This window comes from Pseudomonas maioricensis (assembly GCF_022790535.1).
GTDB classification, from domain to species: Bacteria; Pseudomonadota; Gammaproteobacteria; order Pseudomonadales; family Pseudomonadaceae; genus Aquipseudomonas; species Aquipseudomonas maioricensis.
The window spans coordinates 139,901-160,039 of the sequence record NZ_LOHG01000005.1 but is presented as its reverse complement, the minus strand read 5'-3'; the positions used below and the strand labels follow the sequence as shown (position 1 = coordinate 160,039).

Below are 20,139 nucleotides of genomic sequence, written 5' to 3'. Positions count from 1 at the left end.
GCGGCAGCTCCTACAGATATAGCGTGTGTTGCATGACCTCAGCGATTCACCAGTTTTGCCGGCAGGGCAATCACCAGAAAGCTGCTCAGGATCAGGCAACCGGCGAAGAACCACATGGCCCCGGCGCTGCTGCCGGTGATGTCGATGGCCATGCCCATCAGGGAGTTGCTGACCAGCCCGGCAATGTTCGCAAGCGAGCATGCCAAGGCGAAGCCGGTGGCGGCGGCGCGGCCTTTGAGGAAGGTCGCGGGCAGGCTGAAAAATACCGGTACCGCGCCGATGATCGCGGCAGAAGCGATCGCAAACAGCAGCACGGTTGCCACCAGATCATGGGTGAAGAAGGTACTGCTGGCCATCGCCACCGAACCAATCAGGAACGGCACAATGATGTGCCAGCGCCGTTCGCGATGACGGTCCGAACTGGCGCCGATCAACAGCATGCCCAGTAGCGCCGCGACGCTGGGTAAAGCGGTCAGCACGCCGATATGGAAAGTGTCGAACACGCCCGCATTGCGAATGAACGTCGGCATCCAGAATCCCATGGCATAGGCGCTGAGCAGGATCGAGAAGTCGATACCGCCCAGCATCCATACTTTCAGGTTGAAAAAGCCATCGCGGAAGCTTTCCTTGCTGTGGCCGTCATCTGTCTCATCGAGACGTAGTTCGCTCTCCAGCAACGTCTTTTCTTCGCGGCTCATCCACTTTGCCTGATGGTAGTTGTTCGGCAGGGCCCAGAAGGTCAGAACGCCCAATACTACGCTCGGAATTGCCTCAAGGATGAACAGCCATTGCCAGCCACGTAGCCCGGCGGTCTGGTCGAAATGGCTCATGATCCAGCCGGACAATGGGCCGCCGATCACGCTCGATAACGGCAGACCGATCATGAAAAGGGCAATCACACGCCCACGTCGATACGTCGGAAACCAGCTGGTCAGGTAAAACAGCACGCCGGGTAGAAAACCGGCTTCCGCTGCGCCCAGCAGGAAGCGCACTGCGTAGAACTGCATCGGCGTGGTGACAAGCATGGTGCAGGCGGAGAGCAGCCCCCAGGTAATCATGATCCGCGCGATCCAGATCCTCGCGCCAACCTTCTCCAGGATCAGGTTGCTGGGGACTTCGAACAGGATGTAGCCAACGAAAAACAGCCCGGCACCCAGGCCGAACGCCGTTTCGCTGAACTGCAATTGATCAAGCATCTGCAGTTTGGCGAAGCCGACATTGATCCGGTCCAGATACGCAGCCAGATAGCAGAAGCACAGGAACGGAATCAGCTTCCAGGTGATCTTGCGATACAGCGCCTTGACCGGGTCGGCACTGCCGGTCGCCATTGTGTTCATGTTCGCAGAGGGCATGGTGGTCTCATGACAGAGCCTGTGTTTTCTGTTTCAACGCTGAAGGCCGGTCGCACAAGCCTGCCAGGCAATTGCCGTGTCAGAGGATGCGATACAGCAGCCGCTCTGCACGAACCCTGCTGACCCGTCTCAGAAAGGTCCTTACGGCAGACGGATATTCGGTGAGGGTATCCAGTTCGTCGTATTTGCCCACTCGCTGAGTGTTAAGCATCAATTGCTCGACTTCTGCTTCCCTGGGGGCGATCCACTGGCCTTTGGGGTCATCAATGAGCAGGCCGTTTTCCAGGTCCAGATTGAATGCACGCGGGTTGAGGTTGTTGCCGGTCAGCAGTGTGTAGCGATCATCGGCCCACATACCTTTGAGGTGAAAGGTGTTGTCACCGTCTTTCCATAGATGCAGGTTCAGCTTATGACGAGCGATAGCATTCTGATGTTTCTGAGCAAAACGCCGCAGGCTGATTTCGTAGAGATAGGGCAGGGCGGAAATGACTTTGAATGGTTCTTCTGCCGGGATGAAAAAGTCATTGGCGGTCTTGTCGCCAATAATGATATCGACCGTCACCCCACGCTTGAGCGCGCGGTTGATCTCACGCTTGATCGACAGCGGTACGTTGAAATAGGGCGTACAGATGGTCAGGCGGTTTTTGGCTGCTGCGATCAATTCCACGATGGTGCGGTTGAGCGCGTTGCGCGGACCAACGCCCAGTAGCGGAATCACCCGTAGCTCGCCGTTTTCAGGCTCGCCTTGCTGCGTATCGTAAGATGCGCGCTTGAGATGGTTGCGAAAGGTACGGATTTCACTGCGCAGGCTGCGTGACGTCGGCGGCGATGGCAGGTCCAGGCGGTGGACTGCACGGGACGGTAAAATCTCGCGCTGCACCATTTCCTGAAAAGAGTCTGCCAGGTCTTTGCTGTGCAAGACGTGGTAGCGGTCCAGGCGGTACTTGTCGAGCTTGTGCAGATAGACATTGTTGATGCTGGCACCGCTGTAAATCACGCAGTCGTCGATCACGCTGCCTTTCAAGTGCAGTACGCCGAACAATTCGCGGGTCTGCACGGGCACACCGTACACGGGCACTTCCTGGTCGTACTCCAGATGCTGCGCCTGATACCACGCCGCATTCCCTAACTGACGTCCGGCACCGATCAGGCCGCGCTGGGCTCTGAACCAGTCCACCAGCACCACGACCTCCAGCTCGGGCTTTGCAGCCTTGGCGGCATACAGGGCATCGAGTATTTCCTGACCGGCTTCGTCCTGCTGCAGGTACAGGGCGATCACGTAGATACGCCGGGTCGCTGAAGCGATCTTCTCCAGCAGGCAACGACGGTAATCGGCGGCCGAAGGCAGAATGGTGATTGCAGTGTCAGGCAGGGTAAACCCGCGCAGTGCGGCAAGGGTGGAGCGACGGAAGTTGGACCGCATAAGCCTCTCGAAAGGTTAAACCAACAGGTTGTGAGCTTACACGAGCGAGAAGGGTTGGTCGTGGTCCGCAACGTCAGCGCTCAGCCGATTAAACGGTAGGAGCCAACTTGTTGGCGAGGCAGCGGACCTGCGTCGTCAGAAGTTGCGCCTCGCGAACACGTTCGCTCCTACACAGTATATTTCGCGGGATTTACCCCGCATTCACCGCCGCAACCCCGGCCTTGGCCACTTGCGCGTCTTGTGCGGCCTGCACACCAGAGACACCGACCGCGCCAATCACCTGACCATCGACTATCACGGGCACGCCGCCTTCCAGAGAAGTAACGACCGGTGCGGACAGGAACGACGTGCGGCCGCCGTTGACCATTTCTTCGTAACTTTTTGATTCGCGGCGGCCCAGGGCGGCGGTGCGGGCTTTTTCAATACCGATGTAGCCGCTAATAGGCGAGGCACCGTCAAGACGTTCAAAGGCCAGCAAATGACCACCGTCATCGACGATTGCGATGGAGACTGGCCAGTTGTTACTGATGGCGTCCTGGCGAGCCGCAGCAAGAATCCGGGTCACTTCGGTTTGGGTCAGCACAGCTTTGGTTTTCATCGTTCACTCCAGATAGTTGTTGTAAGCGGGATGGTCAATCGGTGCCCTGCAAAGCCTCTTCTATCAATTCGATCCAGTGCCGCACCGGCGTGCGACCTGTACCGGACAAATGCGTCTGGCAACCAATGTTGGCCGTAGCGATCACATCGGGTTTGCCACTTTCCAGGGCGTTCATTTTGTTATCGCGCAACTGGCGCGACAATACCGGTTGCGTGATCGAATAAGTCCCTGCCGATCCACAGCATAGATGGCTGTCGGGTATGGCAGTCAGATTGAAGCCCAGGCGCAACAATACACCCTCTACTGCGCCGCCGAGTTTTTGAGCGTGCTGCAACGTACAAGGGCAATGGAAGGCCAGGCGCAGATCGCTGCGGACGCCGAGACGTTCAAGGGGCTCGTCGCGCAGCACCTCCACCAGATCTTTTGCCAGTTCACTGACCCGTCGTGCCTTGGTCGCATAAGCCGGGTCATTGCCGAGCAGATGCCCGTAATCCTTGACGAAGGCCCCGCAGCCGCTGGCCGTCTGGACAATGGCCAGCGCGCCGCTCTCGATGTCTGGCCACCATGCGTCGATGTTATGTCTGGCGCGATCAAGGCCAGCGTCCTGAGCATTCAAATGGTAGTCCACCGCGCCGCAGCAACCGGCCTGCGCAGCGGGCGTGACGCTGATCCCCAGCCGGTCCAGTACCCTGGCCGTGGCCGCATTGGTATTGGGTGACAAACCAGGTTGTACGCAACCTTCGAGTAATAGAACCTTGCGCGTATGACGCACGGTTGGGCGTGCTTTGGCGGGTGTAATGTGCGTTGGCAGTTTTGTCTTCAAGCCTTCAGGCAGCATGGGGCGGAACGTGGTGCCCAATTGCGTCAGCGATTTGAACAGACCGGCGTTGGGCAGCACATTACGCAAGCCTTCACGCAGTACTCGCTGCCCCAGCGAACGCGGGACTGCCGCGTCGACAACCGCGCGGCCGATATCCAGCAGGTTGTGGTAATCAACGCCGGAAGGGCAGGTGGTTTCGCAGTTGCGGCATGACAGGCAGCGATCCAGATGCAACTGGGTTTTCTCGGTGACTTCGTTGCCTTCAAGCACTTGCTTGATCAGGTAGATACGCCCGCGTGGGCCGTCCAGTTCGTCGCCCAATAGCTGATAAGTCGGGCAGGTCGCATTACAGAAACCGCAGTGCACACAGCTGCGCAGGATGCTTTCGGCCTCCTCGGCGCGGGGCAGTTGTCGGGCCTGGTTGCTCAGGGTGGTCTGCATGGTCAGATCTCCGCGTACATCCGCCCCGGATTGAAGATTCCGTGGGGGTCGAGTTGAGCCTTGAGCTGGCGGTGATAGCGCAACAGGGTTGCAGGCAGCGGATGGAAAGGGCTGTCCTGCAGGCCGTGGCTGTAACATTGGGCGTGACCGCCTGCTGTACTGACCGTGGCGCGAATCGTCGCGCTGTCGGCATCGGATTTCAGCCAGCGTTGCGCTCCCGCCCAGTCGATCAGTTGCTCGCCGGGTACATCCAGAACGTCGGTGTTATTCGGCAGTGACAGGCGCCATAGCGGTGATCCACTGGAGAAAAAATCCAGCTGGTGTTCGTTGAGTTCCTGCCAGTACGCGGGGTCGATGCGCTCGCCGCCAAGCCGCTCGTGGGCCGCTGCCACCGAGCCTTCGCCGCCTTCAAGGCGCAGGCGCAGCACGCCGTTTTCAAAACTCGCCGCGCTGATGGGCAACGGTTGCTGGCCCCATTCCGCAAGGCGTGCCAGGGCGCGACTGCTGTCCATTTCCAGCGCAATACTGCTGCACAAACGGGGTTTGGGCAGGACCTTCAGAGAGACCTCTGTCAGTACACCCAGGCAGCCGAAGCTACCCGCCATCAAGCGGGAAAGGTCGTAACCGGCGACGTTTTTCATGACTTCGCCGCCAAAGCGCAAATGCTTGCCCAGCCCGGTGATCACTCGGGTGCCCAACACGAAATTCCGCACAGAACCGGCCCATGGGCGGCGTGGCCCGGACAGGCCGGTTGCGACCATGCCGCCGACGGTGGCTTCGCCAAAATGCGGAGGCTCGCACGGCAGCATTTGCCCGGCGGCATCCAGCGCCGCACACAACTCTTGCAGAGGCGTTCCGGCGCGGGCGGTGATGACCAGTTCGGTGGGGTCGTAGCTGACGATGCCACTGTGCGTTCGGGTATCGAGTACCTCTCCCGCCACTTCGCGGCCGAGAAACGCTTTGCTGTTGCCCCCTTGAATACGCAAAGGTGTCGCCGTTTGCAGCGCCTGATTGACTTGCTCCAGCAACGCGACGCTATTGTCGGCATCCGGATTATGAAGAAGCGGATCGGCAATCATCAGAAGCGCTCCAGTTCAGGGAAGGGCAACTTGCCCATGTGAACATGCATCGCGCCGAATTCGGCACAGCGGTGCAAGGTCGGGATGTTCTTGCCAGGATTGAGCATGCCGCCGGGGTCGAAGGCCGCTTTCACGGAGTGGAACAAGGTCAGCTCGTCACTGTTGAACTGGGCGCACATCTGATTGATCTTCTCGCGCCCCACACCATGCTCGCCGGTGATGCTGCCGCCGACTTTCACACAGAGTTCGAGGATCTTGCCGCCCAGCGCTTCGGCGCGCTCCAGTTCTCCCGGTTGATTGGCATCAAACAGGATCAATGGGTGCATGTTGCCGTCACCGGCATGAAACACATTGGCAACCCGCAGGCCGTATTCCCCGGACAATGCGGCGATGCCTTGCAGAACGCCGGGCAACTCCCGACGCGGTATCGTGCCGTCCATGCAGTAATAATCCGGAGACAAGCGACCGACAGCCGGGAAGGCGTTTTTACGACCGGCCCAGAAACGTACGCGTTCGGCTTCATCCCTGGCCTGACGAAGCTCCGTGGCTCCGGCTCTGGTCAGTACCTCACGAACCCGCTCGCAGTCGTCGTGGACGTCGGCTTCAACCCCGTCCAGTTCGCAGAGCAGTATCGCTTCAGCGTCCACCGGATAACCGGCGTGAATGAAGTCTTCGGCGGCACGAATCGCCAGGTTGTCCATCATCTCCAGACCGCCAGGGATGATCCCGGCAGCAATGATGTCTGCCACGGCCCGGCCGGCTTTTTCCACGGAGTCGAATGCGGCCAGCAGTACTTTCGCGACCTGCGGTTTGGGCAACAGTTTGACAGTCACTTCGGTGATGATCCCGAGCATGCCTTCCGATCCAGTGAAAAGTGCGAGCAGGTCGAAGCCCGGTGAGTCCAGTGCCTCCGAACCCAGTGTCAGGTGTTCGCCTTCGACGGTGAGAATGTCCACCTTGAGCAGGTTGTGCACGGTCAGCCCGTACTTCAGGCAATGCACGCCGCCGGCGTTTTCCGCAACGTTGCCACCGATTGAACAGGCGATCTGCGAGGACGGGTCCGGTGCGTAATAGAGTTCATAAGGAGCTGCGGCCTGGGAAATCGCCAGATTGCGCACGCCGGGCTGTACGCGGGCAGTGCGTGCGGCGCGGTCTATTTCAAGGATTTTGTTGAAGCGTGCCATCACCAGAAGCAGGCCCTGTTCCAGCGGCAGCGCGCCACCGGACAAGCCGGTGCCTGCCCCTCGTGCGACCACAGGCACCTGCAGAAGGTGGCAGATCTTCAGCAGGGTCTGCACTTCTTCAACGTGACGGGGCAGGGCCACCAGCATGGGGGTGGTGCGATACGCCGACAACCCGTCGCACTCATAAGGGCGCAATTCCTCTGGACGGTGGAGGATGTCCAGGTCCGGCAATTGGCGTTGCAGCTCAGTCAACAACAGTAGTTTGTCGACAACCGGCAGCACGCCATCGACGCGCTCGTCGTAGAGAATATTCATGATGCGTCGTGACCCTGTGTTGTTTTTATAGGGCAGTTCTGGAACATCAGGCAACTTGCATCATTAGGGGTTCCAGGCGGATCTGTCCATGTTTTCGATTCGCCCTTTAGTCTGAGTCGCGATTGACAGCGGGCCGGCAATCGCGCAATTTACGTATTGCGTAAATAAATTACGAAGAATAATAAGAAATGACTCAGCCCTTGGAACTCTTCACGTATTACCGCTCGACCTCCAGTTATCGGGTGCGCATTGCGCTTGCACTCAAAGGCCTGGATTACAACGCGATCCCGATCAATCTGATTCGCGACGGCGGCGAGCATCTCAAACCTGAATACCGGGCGATAAACCCGCAGGGCCGTGTGCCCGCGCTGCGCGTTGACGATGGTTGGGTGATCACTCAATCCACGGCGATCATCGAGTACCTCGAAGAGCGTTACCCTGAACGTCCGCTGCTGTCTGCAAATATCGAAATGCGCGCCCGGCAGCGCGCGGTGGCATCGTTGATCGCCTGCGATATTCATCCGCTGCACAACGTCTCGGTGCAGAACCGTTTACGAGGGCTGGGTCATGGTGAATATGAGGTCAGTCAGTGGATCGGCCATTGGATCAGCCTGGGTTTCGAGGCCGTCGAGCAGATGATTGGTGGTGAGGGATATTGTTTTGATGAGACAACCCCGAGCATCGCCGATGTGTATCTGCTGCCGCAGATGTACGCAGCCCGCCGCTTCAACGTCGACCTGACTGCATACCCACGCATTCTGCGGGTTGAAAAACTCGCGCTGGACCATTGGGCATTTCAGGCGGCGCATCCCGATGCGCAACCGGACAAGCCGGAGTAGTCTGTCCTTATGAAAATTCTTGGCCTGCAACTGATCTTTGGTGATTTCCTCGCGCGTAGCGTGCGAGGCATTCCGTGTGCGCCGCCCGCTGGAAAGTGACGTTCAAACCGCGTTAATCCACTTTCCAGCAAGGAGCCAGACCATGGCTGATTTATATGAGAACCCGATGGGCCTGATGGGTTTTGAATTCATCGAGTTCGCTTCGCCAACGCCCAACACCCTTGAACCTGTGTTTGAAATCATGGGTTTCACCAAGGTGGCGGTGCACCGCTCCAAGGATGTCGTGCTGTATCGCCAGGGTGATATCAACATCATCCTCAACAACGAACCCAATAGCCCCGCCTCCTATTTTGCGGCCGAACACGGCCCGTCAGTGTGTGGCATGGCGTTTCGCGTCAAGGATTCCCACAAGGCGTATCAGCGTGCCCTGGATCTGGGCGCGCAGCCGGTGGAAATTGCTACCGGGCCGATGGAACTGAGATTGCCAGCCATCAAGGGGATCGGCGGTGCGCCGCTTTATCTGATCGACCGTTTTGGTGAGGGCACATCAATCTACGACATCGATTTCAACTTCATCGAAGGTGTGGATCGTCACCCGGTGGGCGCGGGGCTGAAGTTCATCGATCACCTGACCCATAACGTGTATCGCGGACGCATGGCCTATTGGGCGAACTTCTACGAGAAACTGTTCAATTTTCGCGAGATTCGCTACTTCGACATCAAAGGCGAGTACACCGGCCTGACCTCGAAGGCCATGACTGCGCCGGACGGCATGATCCGTATCCCGCTGAACGAGGAATCATCCAAAGGGGCAGGGCAGATTGAAGAGTTCCTGATGAAGTTCAACGGTGAGGGCATCCAGCATGTGGCGTTCTTCACCGACGATCTGATCAAGAGTTGGGATGCGCTTAAAGCTATTGGCATGCGCTTCATGACTGCGCCGCCAGAGACCTATTACGAAATGCTCGAAGGCCGTTTGCCGAACCACGGCGAACCGGAAGCCGAATTGAAAAGCCGCGGCATCCTGCTGGATGGCTCTTCTGATGGTGGCGAGCGGCGTCTGTTGCTGCAGATATTCTCGGAAACCCTGATGGGCCCGGTATTCTTCGAATTTATCCAGCGCAAGGGCGACGATGGTTTTGGCGAGGGCAACTTCAAGGCGCTGTTCGAGTCGATCGAGCGCGATCAGATCAAGCGTGGGGTTCTGGCGGTGGAATAAGCAGGCTCGGAAACTGATTTGGAATGCGTTTTAACTGTGGAAGCTCTGCTTGTCCGGGATTGGGTTAACACCCCATCGCGAGCAAGCTCTGCTCCCACAAGTAGAACGTGTTCACACACCTCTAGAGTTGGAAATAAAGGCCGGTGGGAGCAGAGCTTGCTCGCGATGGGGTGTTAACCCAGTCTCAGGCACACACCGCCTTCCCGGTTAAAGATAGAACCCTGTATCAACCCTCAAATATCGCGACATCGCCACCCATCCTCACGCTGATCACTTGCGCCGTGGCTTTTAGCCTCTGCGCTGCTTCGCCCTGGCGCTCGTCAGTGAATACCGACGCCGAGCCGACCATGGTGATCACCCCGGCCAGTTTGTTGCCAACGCTGAAGACTGGCGATGAAACCGCATTCACTCCGGCCATCAACAATCCGCGAATCTGATGCACGCCGCTGCTGCGAATGTCATTCAGGTGCTGCTCGATTTCGTGCAATTGCGCAGCGTTGAGTCGCGCAGATTCTTCACTGCGCAGTTCGCTGGTTTCGCTCGCACCGAGGAAGCTGTCAAACACCAGACCTGTCGAGGAGCCGAGTAACGGCAGCACCGAACCGACCTGAGTCACCAGCGTCACCGCGCCACTTGAAGGCTCGACGTAAACCACAGTCGGCCCCTTATTGGCCCAGACCGCCAGGAAGCAGGTTTCATTAAGCTCATCACGCAGGCTTGCCAGATGGGGGGCGGTGATTTTCAGTACGTCCAGATGGCCGACCGCCGCCAGGCCGACATACAGCGCTTCGCGGCCTAAAGCATAGTGGTTGGTGACCGAGTCCTGTTCCGCAAAGCCACTGGCAATCAGTGCCTGCAGATAGCGATGTACTTTGCTGGCGGGCATGTCCACATGCTCAGCCAGCTTTGACAGCGAGGTCGCAGGGGCCAGTTCTGCCAATGCCTTGAGGATGCCCATGCCCACTTCGGCGGCCTGCACCTTTTGCTGACGCCCGCCTGTGGGGCTTTCGATATCTGCGGTCATGTCGGTGGGGGCTACGCTGGTCTGAGAAGGCAGCTTTTATAGCTTGACCGGCCTACAAACTCAAATTACGTTATGCGTAATCGTTTTCTGTTAGGTGTAATTTTCTATTTTGATGCTCCTGTAAAAGAAATACGGGATGAAATGCACGTTCTGTAGGAGTGAGCTTGCTCGCGATATGGTCTATTGGTTGACGACTTTTTCGCCTGAACTGACGGTATCGCGAGCAAGCTCACTCCTACAGACTTTGCTTCGCGGCAGCGCTGTGTCAGGGACACAGGGCGATCTCTTATAAAAACAAGAAGAGGTTCCGATGGTTACTCATCCGTCTCCGGAGTCGCTGATCTATCAGCCTGGCTTCGGTAACCAGTTCAGCAGTGAAGCGCTGCCTGGCGCATTACCCGTGGGGCAGAACTCGCCGCAGAAACATCCCTTGGGTCTGTATGCCGAATTGCTTTCGGGCACTGCGTTTACCGTCCCGCGCGCAGACGCTCGCCGAACCTGGCTCTATCGCATAAAACCGTCGGCCAGCCATCCGCAATACCAGCGGCTGGATCGACAGATCATTGGTCAACAAATGGGGCCGATCACCCCCAATCGGCTGCGCTGGAATGCCTTTGATATTCCGGATGATCCGACTGACTTCATCGATGGCCTGCACGTCATGGCCAGCACCCACACTGCAGATCAGAGCGAAGGCGTCACGCTTTATAACTACTGCGCCACGGCTTCGATGCAGCGGGCCTTTTTCAACGCCGACGGTGAATGGCTGATTGTTCCGCAACTGGGACGCTTGCGCATCGTCACCGAGTTGGGTCTTCTGGATATTGCTCCGCTAGAAATTGCCGTGCTGCCTCGGGGCATGCGCTTCAGTGTGCATTTGCTGGACTCCACCGCCCGGGGATATGTCTGTGAAAACCATGGCTGCGCATTGCGCTTGCCTGAGTTGGGGCCGATTGGCAGCAATGGCCTGGCCAACCCCCGGGACTTTCTCGCGCCCTGTGCCTGGTTTGAGGAACGCGATGAGCCTGTCACGCTGGTGCAGAAGTTCCTTGGCGAGCTATGGGCCACGCAGCTTGATCACTCGCCGTTCGACGTGGTGGGCTGGCATGGCAACAACGTGCCGTACAAATACGACTTGCGTCGTTTCAACACCATCGGCACGGTCAGTTTCGATCACCCGGACCCTTCTATTTTTACCGTGCTGACATCGCCAGGTGCCGTAAACGGTCAGGCCAACATCGATTTCGTGATCTTCCCGCCGCGCTGGATGGTCGCCGAAAACACCTTCAGGCCGCCCTGGTTTCACCGCAATCTGATGAACGAATTCATGGGCCTTATCGACGGGGCCTACGACGCCAAGGCCGAAGGTTTCATGCCTGGCGGGGCATCGCTGCACAACTGCATGAGTGCCCATGGGCCGGACAATGCTACAGCGGAAAAAGCCATTGCCGCACAACTGCAACCGCACAAGATTGATAACACCATGGCCTTTATGTTCGAGACCGGCAAGGTGCTGCGTCCCAGTCTGCACGCGCTGCAATCGCCGCAACTGCAAACCGGTTACGACGCCTGCTGGACGGGCATGGCCAGGACGTTCAATAAGGAAGTACCGAAATGAATACGCCCGCACACAGCCGCAGTTGGGTGGTATCTGCCAACGGCCATGCCGACTTCCCCTTGCAGAATTTGCCGTTGGGCATCTTCAGTCGTGGCGACTCCGCCAAACGAGGCGGTGTTGCCATTGGCGACTCTATTTTCGACCTGCAGGCAGCGTTGCAAGCGGGGTTCTTTAACGACGCGGCCCGGGACGCTGCGCAAGCTGCCAGTCGCGATCAGTTGAACGATTTTTTCGCCCTGGGGTCGCACGGACGCCAAGCGTTGCGCAGTGAATTGCTGCACTTGCTGGACGAACACAACCCGCAGCGTTCGCGCCTGCAGGCGTCCAGCGAGTTGCTGTTGCACCCGATGAGCGAATGTCAGTTGCACATGCCGGCACGTGTGGGTGATTACACTGATTTCTACGTCGGCATTCATCACGCTACGAACGTCGGCAAGCTGTTCAGGCCGGACAATCCATTGTTGCCAAACTACAAGTACGTGCCTATTGCCTATCACGGGCGCGCCTCGACGCTCTGTGTGTCCGGCACTTCGATCAAGCGGCCCGGTGGTCAGACCCTGCCGCCAGGCGCGGAGACGCCGCAGTTTGGTCCAAGCAAACGCCTGGATTATGAGCTGGAAATGGGCGTCTGGGTCGGTGAGGGCAACAGCGATGGCGAACCCATCGGGATCAGTGACGCGGCGCAGCATATTGCCGGTCTGTGTCTGCTCAATGACTGGTCTGCGAGGGATCTGCAGGCCTGGGAATACCAGCCGTTGGGGCCGTTCCTGTCAAAGAGCTTCGCGACGACGATTTCCCCTTGGGTGGTGACCGCTGAAGCACTGGCGCCGTTTCGCAGTGCCCAGCCTGCACGCCCCGAAGGTGATCCGCAGCCGCTGCCGTATCTGTTCGATGAAGCGGATCAGCAGGCGGGCGCGCTGGATATCGAACTGGAGGTTTTGCTGCTGACTCGACACATGAAGGCGCAGGGACTGGCTGCGCAGCTTCTGGCCCGCAGCAACACCCTGAACATGTACTGGACCGTGGCGCAAATGCTGACTCACCACACTGTGAATGGCTGCAAGTTGCAACCTGGCGATCTACTCGGCACCGGCACCCTGTCCGGACCACAACCAGGGCAATTAGGCAGCTTGCTGGAAATGACCGAGGGCGGTAAGAACGCGATTGATTTGCCTGGCGGCGAGACAAGACGTTTTCTGGAAGATGGAGACGAAGTCATTCTGCGCGCCCGCTGTAAGCGCGAAGGGCAGGTGTCGATTGGTTTTGGTGAGTGTCGGGGGATTGTTATCGGTTAGGTTCTGCCGGCGAGCGGCGTTTGCAAGAGGTTGTCCAGTTTCCCGATGTAACGCTTTCGCTCGGCAAGCATTGCACCTGTAGGAGCTCACCGAGGTTACGAGGCCAGCGATAGCGGAGTGTCAGACAAACCGTCATCGCTGGCCTCGTAACCTCGGTGAGCTCCTACAGGGGGGGATCTCCGGTCAGGTGGATGATTGCGCAAACCCCGCCACCAGCGAGCCGTTCCGCGGCAAGAACTTCCCTTGCCGTTCACCCTGCGCCTTCCCGTCCGCGTAGCTCAACTGGCCATTCACCCACACCCCGTCAATCCCTTCGGCGGCGCGTTTCGGGTCTTTGAAATCCGCTACGTCGCGCACGGTGTCCGGGTTGAACAACACCAGATCGGCCCAGTAGCCTTCGCGGATCAGCCCGCGCTCATGCAAGCCAAAGCGCGCTGCTGAAAGGCCAGTCATTTTGTGCACCGCGGTATGCAGAGGGAACAGGCCCAGATCCCGACTGAAGTGGCCAAGCACGCGGGGGAATGCTCCCCATAGCCGTGGGTGTGGAAACGGGTCCTCGGGCAATCCATCCGAGCCGATCATCGACAGCGGGTGGCTCATGATTCGCTCCACGTCTTTCTCGTCCATGCCGTAGTACACAGCACCTGCGGGTTGCAGCTTGCGGGCGGTGTCCAGCAGCGACAGTTGCCAGTCGGCGGCGATGTCTTTCAGGTCGCGGCCACTCTGATCCGGATGCGGCGTTGACCAGGTAATGGTGATGCGAAAGGCATCGGTGACTTGTTTGAGGTCCAGTGTCGACGAACTGGCCGCATAGGGATAACAATCGCAACCCACCGGATGATCCTGAGCCGCCTTTTCCAGCGAAGCGAGTAATTGCGGACTGCGCCCCCAGTTACCGGCACCGGCGCATTTCATGTGGGAAATCACCACCGGCGATTTAGCGTGACGACCAATCTCGAATGCCTCATCCATGGCTTCCAGCACGGGCTCGAACTCGCTACGCAGGTGGGTGGTGTATACCGCACCAAAGGCCGTCAGTTCTTCGGCCAGTTGTTTGACCTCAGTCGTTTCTGCCGAGAACGCGGAGGCGTACGCCAGACCGGTAGACAAGCCCAATGCACCGGCCTCAAGGCTGTCGCGCAACTGGGCGCGCATGGCACTGATTTCGTTCGGGCTGGCGCTGCGCTGCAGATCATCCATATGGTTGCTGCGCAGCGCTGTATGGCCGATCAGTGCGGCGACATTGACCGCCGGATGTGCTGCGTTCACGGCATTGCGATAGTCGCTGAAGCGTGGGTAAACGAATGCGGCGGCAGTGCCCAGCAAGTTCATTGGATCGGGTGGGTCTCCAGCCAGGGAGACAGGCGAAGCACTGATCCCGCAGTTGCCGACAATCACGGTGGTGACGCCCTGGCTGATCTTGGGAAGCATGGCCGGATGGCGAATCACCACGGTGTCGTCGTGGGTGTGTACGTCAATGAATCCGGGGGCCAGCACACGGCCTGCAGCATTGATCTCGTGTTTTGCCGAGACACCATCGAGACTGCCGATGCGCTGGATGCGGCCTTCTCGTATCGCCACATCAGTACGCACGCCAGGGGTATTGCTGCCGTCGATCACCAGCGCGTCGCGAATGATCAGGTCATAAAGCATGGTTCAGTCTCCAAGCGGCAAGCCGTCTTCACCGCCGCGGTAGTCATCGAGGGCGAGCTTGATGCGTCGCAGCCGTTCCTGATTGTCTTCCGGGGCGAGCAGGGCGAGTTCGGTCGCCAGCACATCAATGGTCAGCAACATGCCGTAGCGTGCTGCTGTGGGTTTGTAGATGAAATTGGTTTCGGCAATCTGTAGCGGCAACACCACGTCGGCGAGCTGGCCCAACGGCGAGTCGGGCAGGGTAATCGCGAGGACTTTTGTGCCGTAGCTGCGAGCGAGTCGGGCCGCTTCCAGCAGTTCCGGGGTTCGACCACTGAGGGAGCAGGTAATCACGCTGTGTTCCGGGCCGAGCGTTGCTGCGATCAGGCGCATCATCACCGGGTCACGGCAGGCGGCAATGGGATAACCCAGGCGCACCAGACGTGTCTGCAATTCTTCACTGCACAGGCTGGAACAGCCGCCCATGCCGAATGCATGGATCATCCGCGCCGTGCTGAGCAGTTCGATGGCGGCGGCGAAACGCGACTCGTCAAACCCTGCAAGATGCTGACGCAGGGTTGCTTCGATATCGCCGACGATCTGCGTAAAAAATGCCGATTGCTCAGGGGCTTGCTCAGGATTGAGGAAGCGATTGCCAACCGTACTGGCTTGCGCCAATTGCAGGCGCAAGTCGCGCAGGTCCCGGCAGCCAATGTTGCGGGCAAAGCGCGAGAGTGTTGCGCTGCTGACTTCCGCCCGGCTGGCCAGCTCATCAAGGCTGGCACTGGCGGCAAATGCCACGTCGCTGAGGATCAGTCTGGCAATCCGGCTTTCGCCAGCGCTGAGTGAGTCCTGACGCGCGCGGATCTGGTAAAGAATGTCCACTCAGAGCACCTGCGCCAGACCCAGGGTCAGGGCGAATGCCACGATGGAAATCAACGTCTCCAGCACCGTCCAGGTTTTGAAGGTTTGTGCGACAGTCATGTTGAAGTACTCCTTGATAAGCCAGAAACCACCGTCGTTCACGTGGGAAAAGATCACTGAACCTGCCCCTGTCGCCAGCACCAGCAATTCCGGATGCGGATAGCCAAGGCCCAACGCAACCGGTGCAACAATCCCGGAGGCGGTGGTCATGGCGACCGTTGCGGAGCCAGTCGCGACGCGCATGAGTGCGGCGAACAGCCAGCCCATGAGCAGCGGTGACAGATGAAACTCTTGAGCCAGACCGACGATTTCGTTGGTCACGCCACTGTCGATCAGGATCCGGTTCAAACCGCCGCCAGCACCGACCAGCAGCGTGATACTCGCCGTAGGTGCCAGGCATTCGTTGGTGAATTTCAGAATCGAATCGCGATTGAAGCCCTGCGCGATACCCAGCGTCCAGAAGCTTAGCAAGGTGGCCAGCAGCAGGGCGATGACCGAGTTGCCGATGAACAGCAGGAAGCTGTTGAAGCCACTGCCTGGCGTACTGATCAGGTTAGCCCAGCCACCCAGCAGCATCAGGAAGACTGGCAGCAGAATAGTGGTCATGGTCAGGCCGAAACTCGGCAGCTTTTCACGCGGCTCACGGTCCAGAAACTGCTTGCCCAGAGGGTTCTCGGCGGGTAACTGGATGCGCGGCACGATGAATTTAGCGTAGAGCGGACCGGCGATAATTGCGGTCGGAATGCCGATCAGAATCGCATAGAACAAGGTTTGTCCGACCGATGCCTGGTAGGCCTGAACCGCCAGCATCGCTGCAGGATGGGGAGGGACCAGCGCGTGGACCACCGACAGACCCGCTACCATCGGTAGCCCGACCATCAGGATCGAAACGCCGACCCGGCGTGCGACGGTGAAAGCGATCGGCACCAGCAGTACGAAGCCGACCTCAAAGAACAACGGCAGCCCGACCAGAAAGGCAATGCAGACCATCGCCCAATGGGCATTACGCTCGCCGAAACGATCAATCAGGGTTCGCGCGACCTGCTCGGCGCCCCCGGATTCGGCCATCATCTTGCCAAGCATGGTACCCAGCGCTACCACCAGCGCGATGTGCCCCAGCGTCTTGCCGACACCGGCCTCATATGAGGCGACCACGCCACTGGCAGGCATCCCGGCGACCAGCGCCAGACCGACAGAAACCAGGGTGATGACAATGAACGGATTGAGGCGATAGCGGGCTATCAGAACGATCAATGCAATGATCGCGACGGCGGCGTAAACCAACAGCGAAAGACCAGCGGACGGCGGCATAGAGCGGTTCCTTGCAGAGAGTGGAAGTCGAATGGCTCAGCACGGACTGAATCGTCAGTGAGGAGGCGTTTCGGAAAAACCCGGCAGAGGTATCGCTAAAGGTTTGTACGCTGGAGCAAGGGAAGGGCAACGGCGATCACAGGTCATCATTATTTTTATCTCTGTTTTCGTGATGAAAATAAATTACACGAATACAAAAACAAAAATCAATATATGAAAATAGTTTTCTAGTTGGGCTGTTTTGATGATGAGTGTGTGGGAGCAGAGCTTGCTCGCGATAGGGCTGGACACGATTAGCCTGAAACCTGCGGCGTCCTTGGCAAGCTCTGCTCCTGTCAAACCAAATGCAATTAGCTGATTTGGAATGCTTGTTGTAGGAGTGAGCTTGCTCGCGATAGCGTCAGGTCAGACGGTAATTCCTCAACAGGTCTACCGTTATCGCGAGCAAGCTCACTCCTACAGGTCCGTGTTTATTGCGCGACGGGGGAGCTCCTGCAGGATTGCTCCACCTAAAATTCATGAGGCAGACAGATGCTTTGTCTACCCACTAAACCGCGCTCGGTAAGCCATCGGCGTCACTCCCAATCCGCGTAAAAAACTCCGCCGCATCGTCTCTTCACTGCCGAACCCACACTTGGCTGCGACACGTTTGACGGGCTGCGAACTGTCCGCCAACAAACGTCGGGCCGCTTCGACGCGCAGTTGCTCAATGGCTTTGGCCGGGGTGATGCCGGTTTGCGCGCGGTAGTGGCGGACGAAGCTGCGCTCACTCATGCCCATCCGTGCGGCCAGCGAGGTGACGCTGAGGTCGCTGGTCAGGTTTTCGATAATCCAGCCATGCAGATCGGCAAAGCGTGCGTCGTCCGTGGCACTTGCATGCTGCATCGACAGGGTTGCGCTGAATTGCGACTGGCCACCCGGTCGCTTGAGGAACACCACCAGATGCCGAGCGACCGCCAGCGCCAAGGCGTGGCCCAGATCCTCTTCGACCAATGCCAGCGCCAGATCAATGCCTGCCGTGACGCCGGCCGAGGTCCAGAATCCATTGTCGTTGATGAAGATGGGGTCGGGATCGACTTGCAACGCCGGATAGCGGCGAGCCAGAGCTTCGCAGCTGTCCCAGTGAGTCACCACACGACGACCGTCGAGCAAGCCGGTTGCCGCGAGCAGAAATGCGCCGCTGCACACCGAGGCAACCCGTCTGCTGGCACTGGCTCGTTCGTGCAGCCACTGCATCAATTCAGCATCGTTGGCAGCCAGTTGTACGCCACGCCCACCGGCCACGATTAATGTATCGCTGTGCTCACTGGCAGGTGGCAGTGGCCAGGTCAATAAACCCAGCCCCGCCGAAGACTCGACGGCCTGCTCCTGTGTGGCGATGACTTTAAGGTGATAAGGCGTCGGCAAGCCTTGCTGCTGGGCCTGAAGATTGGCTGAGGCAAAAACCTGCAGGGGGCCGCAGACGTCCAGAATCTGAACATCGGGAAACGCCAGGATATGTACGGCTCTGGGTTGTTCAGTCATGAACCTTATCCACGAATGTTTGGCGTGAAAGGTGGGGTATATGGCGTATCCGCCAAAGCCTAAATGGCTACAGTGATTGCGTCTACCCAAACTTCAGGCGAACTTCAGATGACGTTACATATCGGCTTGCTCGTATTCCCCAAGGTGCAACAGCTGGACCTGACCGGTCCTTATGACGTGTTCGCCACGCTGCCTGGCGTCAGCGTGCATCTGATCTGGAAGGACCGCGATACGTTGCTCTCCAGCACCGGCTTGCAACTCACGCCCACTCAGACTTTCGCGGAGTGCCCGCCACTGGACGTACTGTGTATTCCGGGCGGGCAGGGTATTGATGCGTTGCTGGAGGATGAAGAAACCTTGGCGTTCATCCGCAAACAAGCGAAGACGGCCAAATACCTGACCTCGGTGTGCACGGGAGCTCTGGTACTTGGCGCCGTCGGTCTACTGGAAGGCAAGCGCGCAACAACTCACTGGGCGTCGCATGACTTGCTAATGAGTTTTGGTGCTATCCCGGTGCATGAGCGAGTGGTGCGCGACGGCAATCTGATGACCGGTGGGGGAGTAACCGCAGGGATTGATTTCGCCCTGACGCTGGTCAGCGAATTGTTCGGAGAGGTGCAGGCTCAGACCGTGCAGTTGCAATTGGAGTACGCGCCAGCGCCGCCTTTTGATGCCGGGCATCCGTTGACCGCCCCGTCTGAAGTATTGGCCCTGGCGACCGAGCGAGCCCGGAACTCCATGGCGCAACGTCGTGCAATCGTGGCGCGTATAACAACGAAGCCTTGAACGCCTTATTCGGTGATTTCGTACCAGCCGAGGAACATGTCCAGCGTCGATTCGATGACATTGGTTTGCTCTTCGGCGCTGAGCACGGGTTTGTTGAAGGTGACTTGCGGCCAGAAAACAAACCCCTTGAGCAGCCCGTGCATCTGAGTGGCGGCGAACGTCGGGTTTGCAGGCTTGAGGCGGCCATCGGTCTGGGCGTCTCGAATCCACACGGCGAAGGTTTCTTCACGTTCATCCAGCCGCGCGAGCCAGATCTGGGCGCGCTCGGGTGAGTGAATGGTAGCGCCCAGCGCAACTCGGGCGAGGTCGAGGCAATTAGGATCAGAGAGGGTTTGCATCTTCGCCTGCAACATGCCGCGCAATTGATCTCGCAAGGGCACGCCGGGCCGGTAGATCGAATCCGGGATTTCACCGATACGGCACCACAGCCGCTGAAGGATTTCAGCGAACAACTCTTCCTTGCTGGGGAAATGGTTGTAGACCGTACGCTTTGACACCTCGGCTCGTGCCGCGATGCGATCCATGCTGGTCACTTCGAACCCGGTATCGCGAAACTCGGCAATGGCTGCCAGCACGATAGCTTCGCGTTTTCGGTCAGTGAGTCGCAGGGGAGCAGTCATAGGTCTCGCTTCAAACAAGTGTTTTGATAAAAAGTACACCCGGCAGTTTACTTGTCATCGCTGATGATGCAAGCTTAAAACTACACTGTGTAGTGTAAAACTAGGTTACACATTATCTTCCTTTTCCGCTATTGC

At 58.4% G+C, this 20,139-nt stretch carries 17 protein-coding genes; 5 read left to right on the top strand and 12 right to left on the bottom strand.

All coding sequences use genetic code 11. The features are described from left to right. Positions 1–38: 38 nt before the first annotated feature. The 6 genes from AUC61_RS10170 to glcD form a co-directional block, all read right to left on the bottom strand. Positions 39–1,352, bottom strand: a complete 1,314-nt coding sequence (locus tag AUC61_RS10170) for an MFS transporter (protein ID WP_243245793.1) — start codon at positions 1,350–1,352, stop codon at positions 39–41. A gap of 79 nt (positions 1,353–1,431) precedes the next feature. Then, positions 1,432–2,775 (bottom strand): CDP-diacylglycerol--serine O-phosphatidyltransferase, encoded by a 1,344-nt coding sequence (gene pssA, locus AUC61_RS10165; RefSeq protein ID WP_243245791.1) that lies wholly within the window; start codon positions 2,773–2,775, stop codon positions 1,432–1,434. A gap of 190 nt (positions 2,776–2,965) precedes the next feature. Further along, positions 2,966–3,373 (bottom strand): heme-binding protein, encoded by a 408-nt coding sequence (locus AUC61_RS10160; protein WP_243245789.1) that lies wholly within the window; start codon positions 3,371–3,373, stop codon positions 2,966–2,968. Positions 3,374–3,407: 34 nt separating this feature from the next. After that, on the bottom strand, positions 3,408–4,634 hold the full coding sequence (gene glcF / locus AUC61_RS10155; RefSeq protein ID WP_243245787.1) for a glycolate oxidase subunit GlcF: 1,227 nt from the start codon (positions 4,632–4,634) through the stop codon (positions 3,408–3,410). 2 nt (positions 4,635–4,636) lie between these two features. Continuing rightward, complete coding sequence (glcE, locus tag AUC61_RS10150; protein WP_243245786.1) at positions 4,637–5,713, bottom strand: glycolate oxidase subunit GlcE; 1,077 nt, start codon at positions 5,711–5,713, stop codon at positions 4,637–4,639. Beyond that, positions 5,713–7,212, bottom strand: a complete 1,500-nt coding sequence (gene glcD / locus AUC61_RS10145) for a glycolate oxidase subunit GlcD (protein ID WP_243245784.1) — start codon at positions 7,210–7,212, stop codon at positions 5,713–5,715. Before glcD ends, glcE begins: the two co-directional genes overlap by 1 nt. Before the next feature lie 200 nt (positions 7,213–7,412). On the opposite strand from glcD, the gene maiA reads away from it, so the two are divergent. Both maiA and hppD read left to right on the top strand, forming a co-directional pair. Then, on the top strand, positions 7,413–8,051 hold the full coding sequence (maiA, locus tag AUC61_RS10140; RefSeq protein WP_243246053.1) for a maleylacetoacetate isomerase: 639 nt from the start codon (positions 7,413–7,415) through the stop codon (positions 8,049–8,051). A 142-nt stretch (positions 8,052–8,193) separates the two neighbouring features. Then, complete coding sequence (hppD, locus tag AUC61_RS10135) at positions 8,194–9,270, top strand: 4-hydroxyphenylpyruvate dioxygenase (protein ID WP_122666378.1); 1,077 nt, start codon at positions 8,194–8,196, stop codon at positions 9,268–9,270. Between the two features lie 226 nt (positions 9,271–9,496). Here hppD and AUC61_RS10130 read toward each other — a convergent pair whose 3' ends face one another. After that, complete coding sequence (locus AUC61_RS10130) at positions 9,497–10,294, bottom strand: IclR family transcriptional regulator (protein ID WP_243245783.1); 798 nt, start codon at positions 10,292–10,294, stop codon at positions 9,497–9,499. A gap of 310 nt (positions 10,295–10,604) precedes the next feature. On the opposite strand from AUC61_RS10130, the gene hmgA reads away from it, so the two are divergent. Further along, complete coding sequence (gene hmgA, locus AUC61_RS10125; RefSeq protein ID WP_243245780.1) at positions 10,605–11,912, top strand: homogentisate 1,2-dioxygenase; 1,308 nt, start codon at positions 10,605–10,607, stop codon at positions 11,910–11,912. After that, the gene (gene fahA / locus AUC61_RS10120; RefSeq protein ID WP_243245779.1) at positions 11,909–13,207 is read left to right on the top strand and encodes a fumarylacetoacetase; all 1,299 of its coding nucleotides are present in this window, start codon (positions 11,909–11,911) and stop codon (positions 13,205–13,207) included. Before hmgA ends, fahA begins: the two co-directional genes overlap by 4 nt. A 183-nt stretch (positions 13,208–13,390) precedes the next feature. Here fahA and AUC61_RS10115 read toward each other — a convergent pair whose 3' ends face one another. From AUC61_RS10115 to AUC61_RS10100, 4 genes are all read right to left on the bottom strand, one after another. After that, complete coding sequence (locus tag AUC61_RS10115; protein ID WP_243245778.1) at positions 13,391–14,860, bottom strand: N-acyl-D-amino-acid deacylase family protein; 1,470 nt, start codon at positions 14,858–14,860, stop codon at positions 13,391–13,393. Positions 14,861–14,863: 3 nt separating this feature from the next. Next, positions 14,864–15,724: a MurR/RpiR family transcriptional regulator gene (locus AUC61_RS10110; protein ID WP_243245777.1), complete on the bottom strand. Its 861-nt coding sequence runs from the start codon at positions 15,722–15,724 to the stop codon at positions 14,864–14,866. Continuing rightward, positions 15,725–17,074: a GntP family permease gene (locus AUC61_RS10105; protein ID WP_243245776.1), complete on the bottom strand. Its 1,350-nt coding sequence runs from the start codon at positions 17,072–17,074 to the stop codon at positions 15,725–15,727. A gap of 540 nt (positions 17,075–17,614) precedes the next feature. Continuing rightward, complete coding sequence (locus tag AUC61_RS10100; RefSeq protein ID WP_243245775.1) at positions 17,615–18,598, bottom strand: GlxA family transcriptional regulator; 984 nt, start codon at positions 18,596–18,598, stop codon at positions 17,615–17,617. A 108-nt stretch (positions 18,599–18,706) separates the two neighbouring features. Here AUC61_RS10100 and AUC61_RS10095 point away from each other — a divergent pair, with 108 nt between their 5' ends. Next, complete coding sequence (locus AUC61_RS10095; protein WP_243245774.1) at positions 18,707–19,384, top strand: DJ-1/PfpI family protein; 678 nt, start codon at positions 18,707–18,709, stop codon at positions 19,382–19,384. A gap of 5 nt (positions 19,385–19,389) precedes the next feature. Here AUC61_RS10095 and AUC61_RS10090 read toward each other — a convergent pair whose 3' ends face one another. Further along, positions 19,390–20,004: a TetR/AcrR family transcriptional regulator gene (locus AUC61_RS10090; protein WP_122666386.1), complete on the bottom strand. Its 615-nt coding sequence runs from the start codon at positions 20,002–20,004 to the stop codon at positions 19,390–19,392. Positions 20,005–20,139 lie beyond the last annotated feature (135 nt).

Coding starts and splice junctions, on each gene's coding strand:
- AUC61_RS10130 (WP_243245783.1), bottom strand. CDS start 10,294: ATGACCGCAGATATCGAAAGCCCCACAGGCGGGCGTCAGCAAAAGGTG.
- AUC61_RS10115 (WP_243245778.1), bottom strand. CDS start 14,860: ATGCTTTATGACCTGATCATTCGCGACGCGCTGGTGATCGACGGCAGC.
- glcD (WP_243245784.1), bottom strand. CDS start 7,212: ATGAATATTCTCTACGACGAGCGCGTCGATGGCGTGCTGCCGGTTGTC.
- hmgA (WP_243245780.1), top strand. CDS start 10,605: ATGGTTACTCATCCGTCTCCGGAGTCGCTGATCTATCAGCCTGGCTTC.
- AUC61_RS10105 (WP_243245776.1), bottom strand. CDS start 17,074: ATGCCGCCGTCCGCTGGTCTTTCGCTGTTGGTTTACGCCGCCGTCGCG.
- AUC61_RS10100 (WP_243245775.1), bottom strand. CDS start 18,598: ATGACTGAACAACCCAGAGCCGTACATATCCTGGCGTTTCCCGATGTT.
- AUC61_RS10090 (WP_122666386.1), bottom strand. CDS start 20,004: ATGACTGCTCCCCTGCGACTCACTGACCGAAAACGCGAAGCTATCGTG.
- glcE (WP_243245786.1), bottom strand. CDS start 5,713: ATGATTGCCGATCCGCTTCTTCATAATCCGGATGCCGACAATAGCGTC.
- pssA (WP_243245791.1), bottom strand. CDS start 2,775: ATGCGGTCCAACTTCCGTCGCTCCACCCTTGCCGCACTGCGCGGGTTT.
- fahA (WP_243245779.1), top strand. CDS start 11,909: ATGAATACGCCCGCACACAGCCGCAGTTGGGTGGTATCTGCCAACGGC.
- glcF (WP_243245787.1), bottom strand. CDS start 4,634: ATGCAGACCACCCTGAGCAACCAGGCCCGACAACTGCCCCGCGCCGAG.
- AUC61_RS10160 (WP_243245789.1), bottom strand. CDS start 3,373: ATGAAAACCAAAGCTGTGCTGACCCAAACCGAAGTGACCCGGATTCTT.
- AUC61_RS10170 (WP_243245793.1), bottom strand. CDS start 1,352: ATGCCCTCTGCGAACATGAACACAATGGCGACCGGCAGTGCCGACCCG.
- AUC61_RS10095 (WP_243245774.1), top strand. CDS start 18,707: ATGACGTTACATATCGGCTTGCTCGTATTCCCCAAGGTGCAACAGCTG.
- hppD (WP_122666378.1), top strand. CDS start 8,194: ATGGCTGATTTATATGAGAACCCGATGGGCCTGATGGGTTTTGAATTC.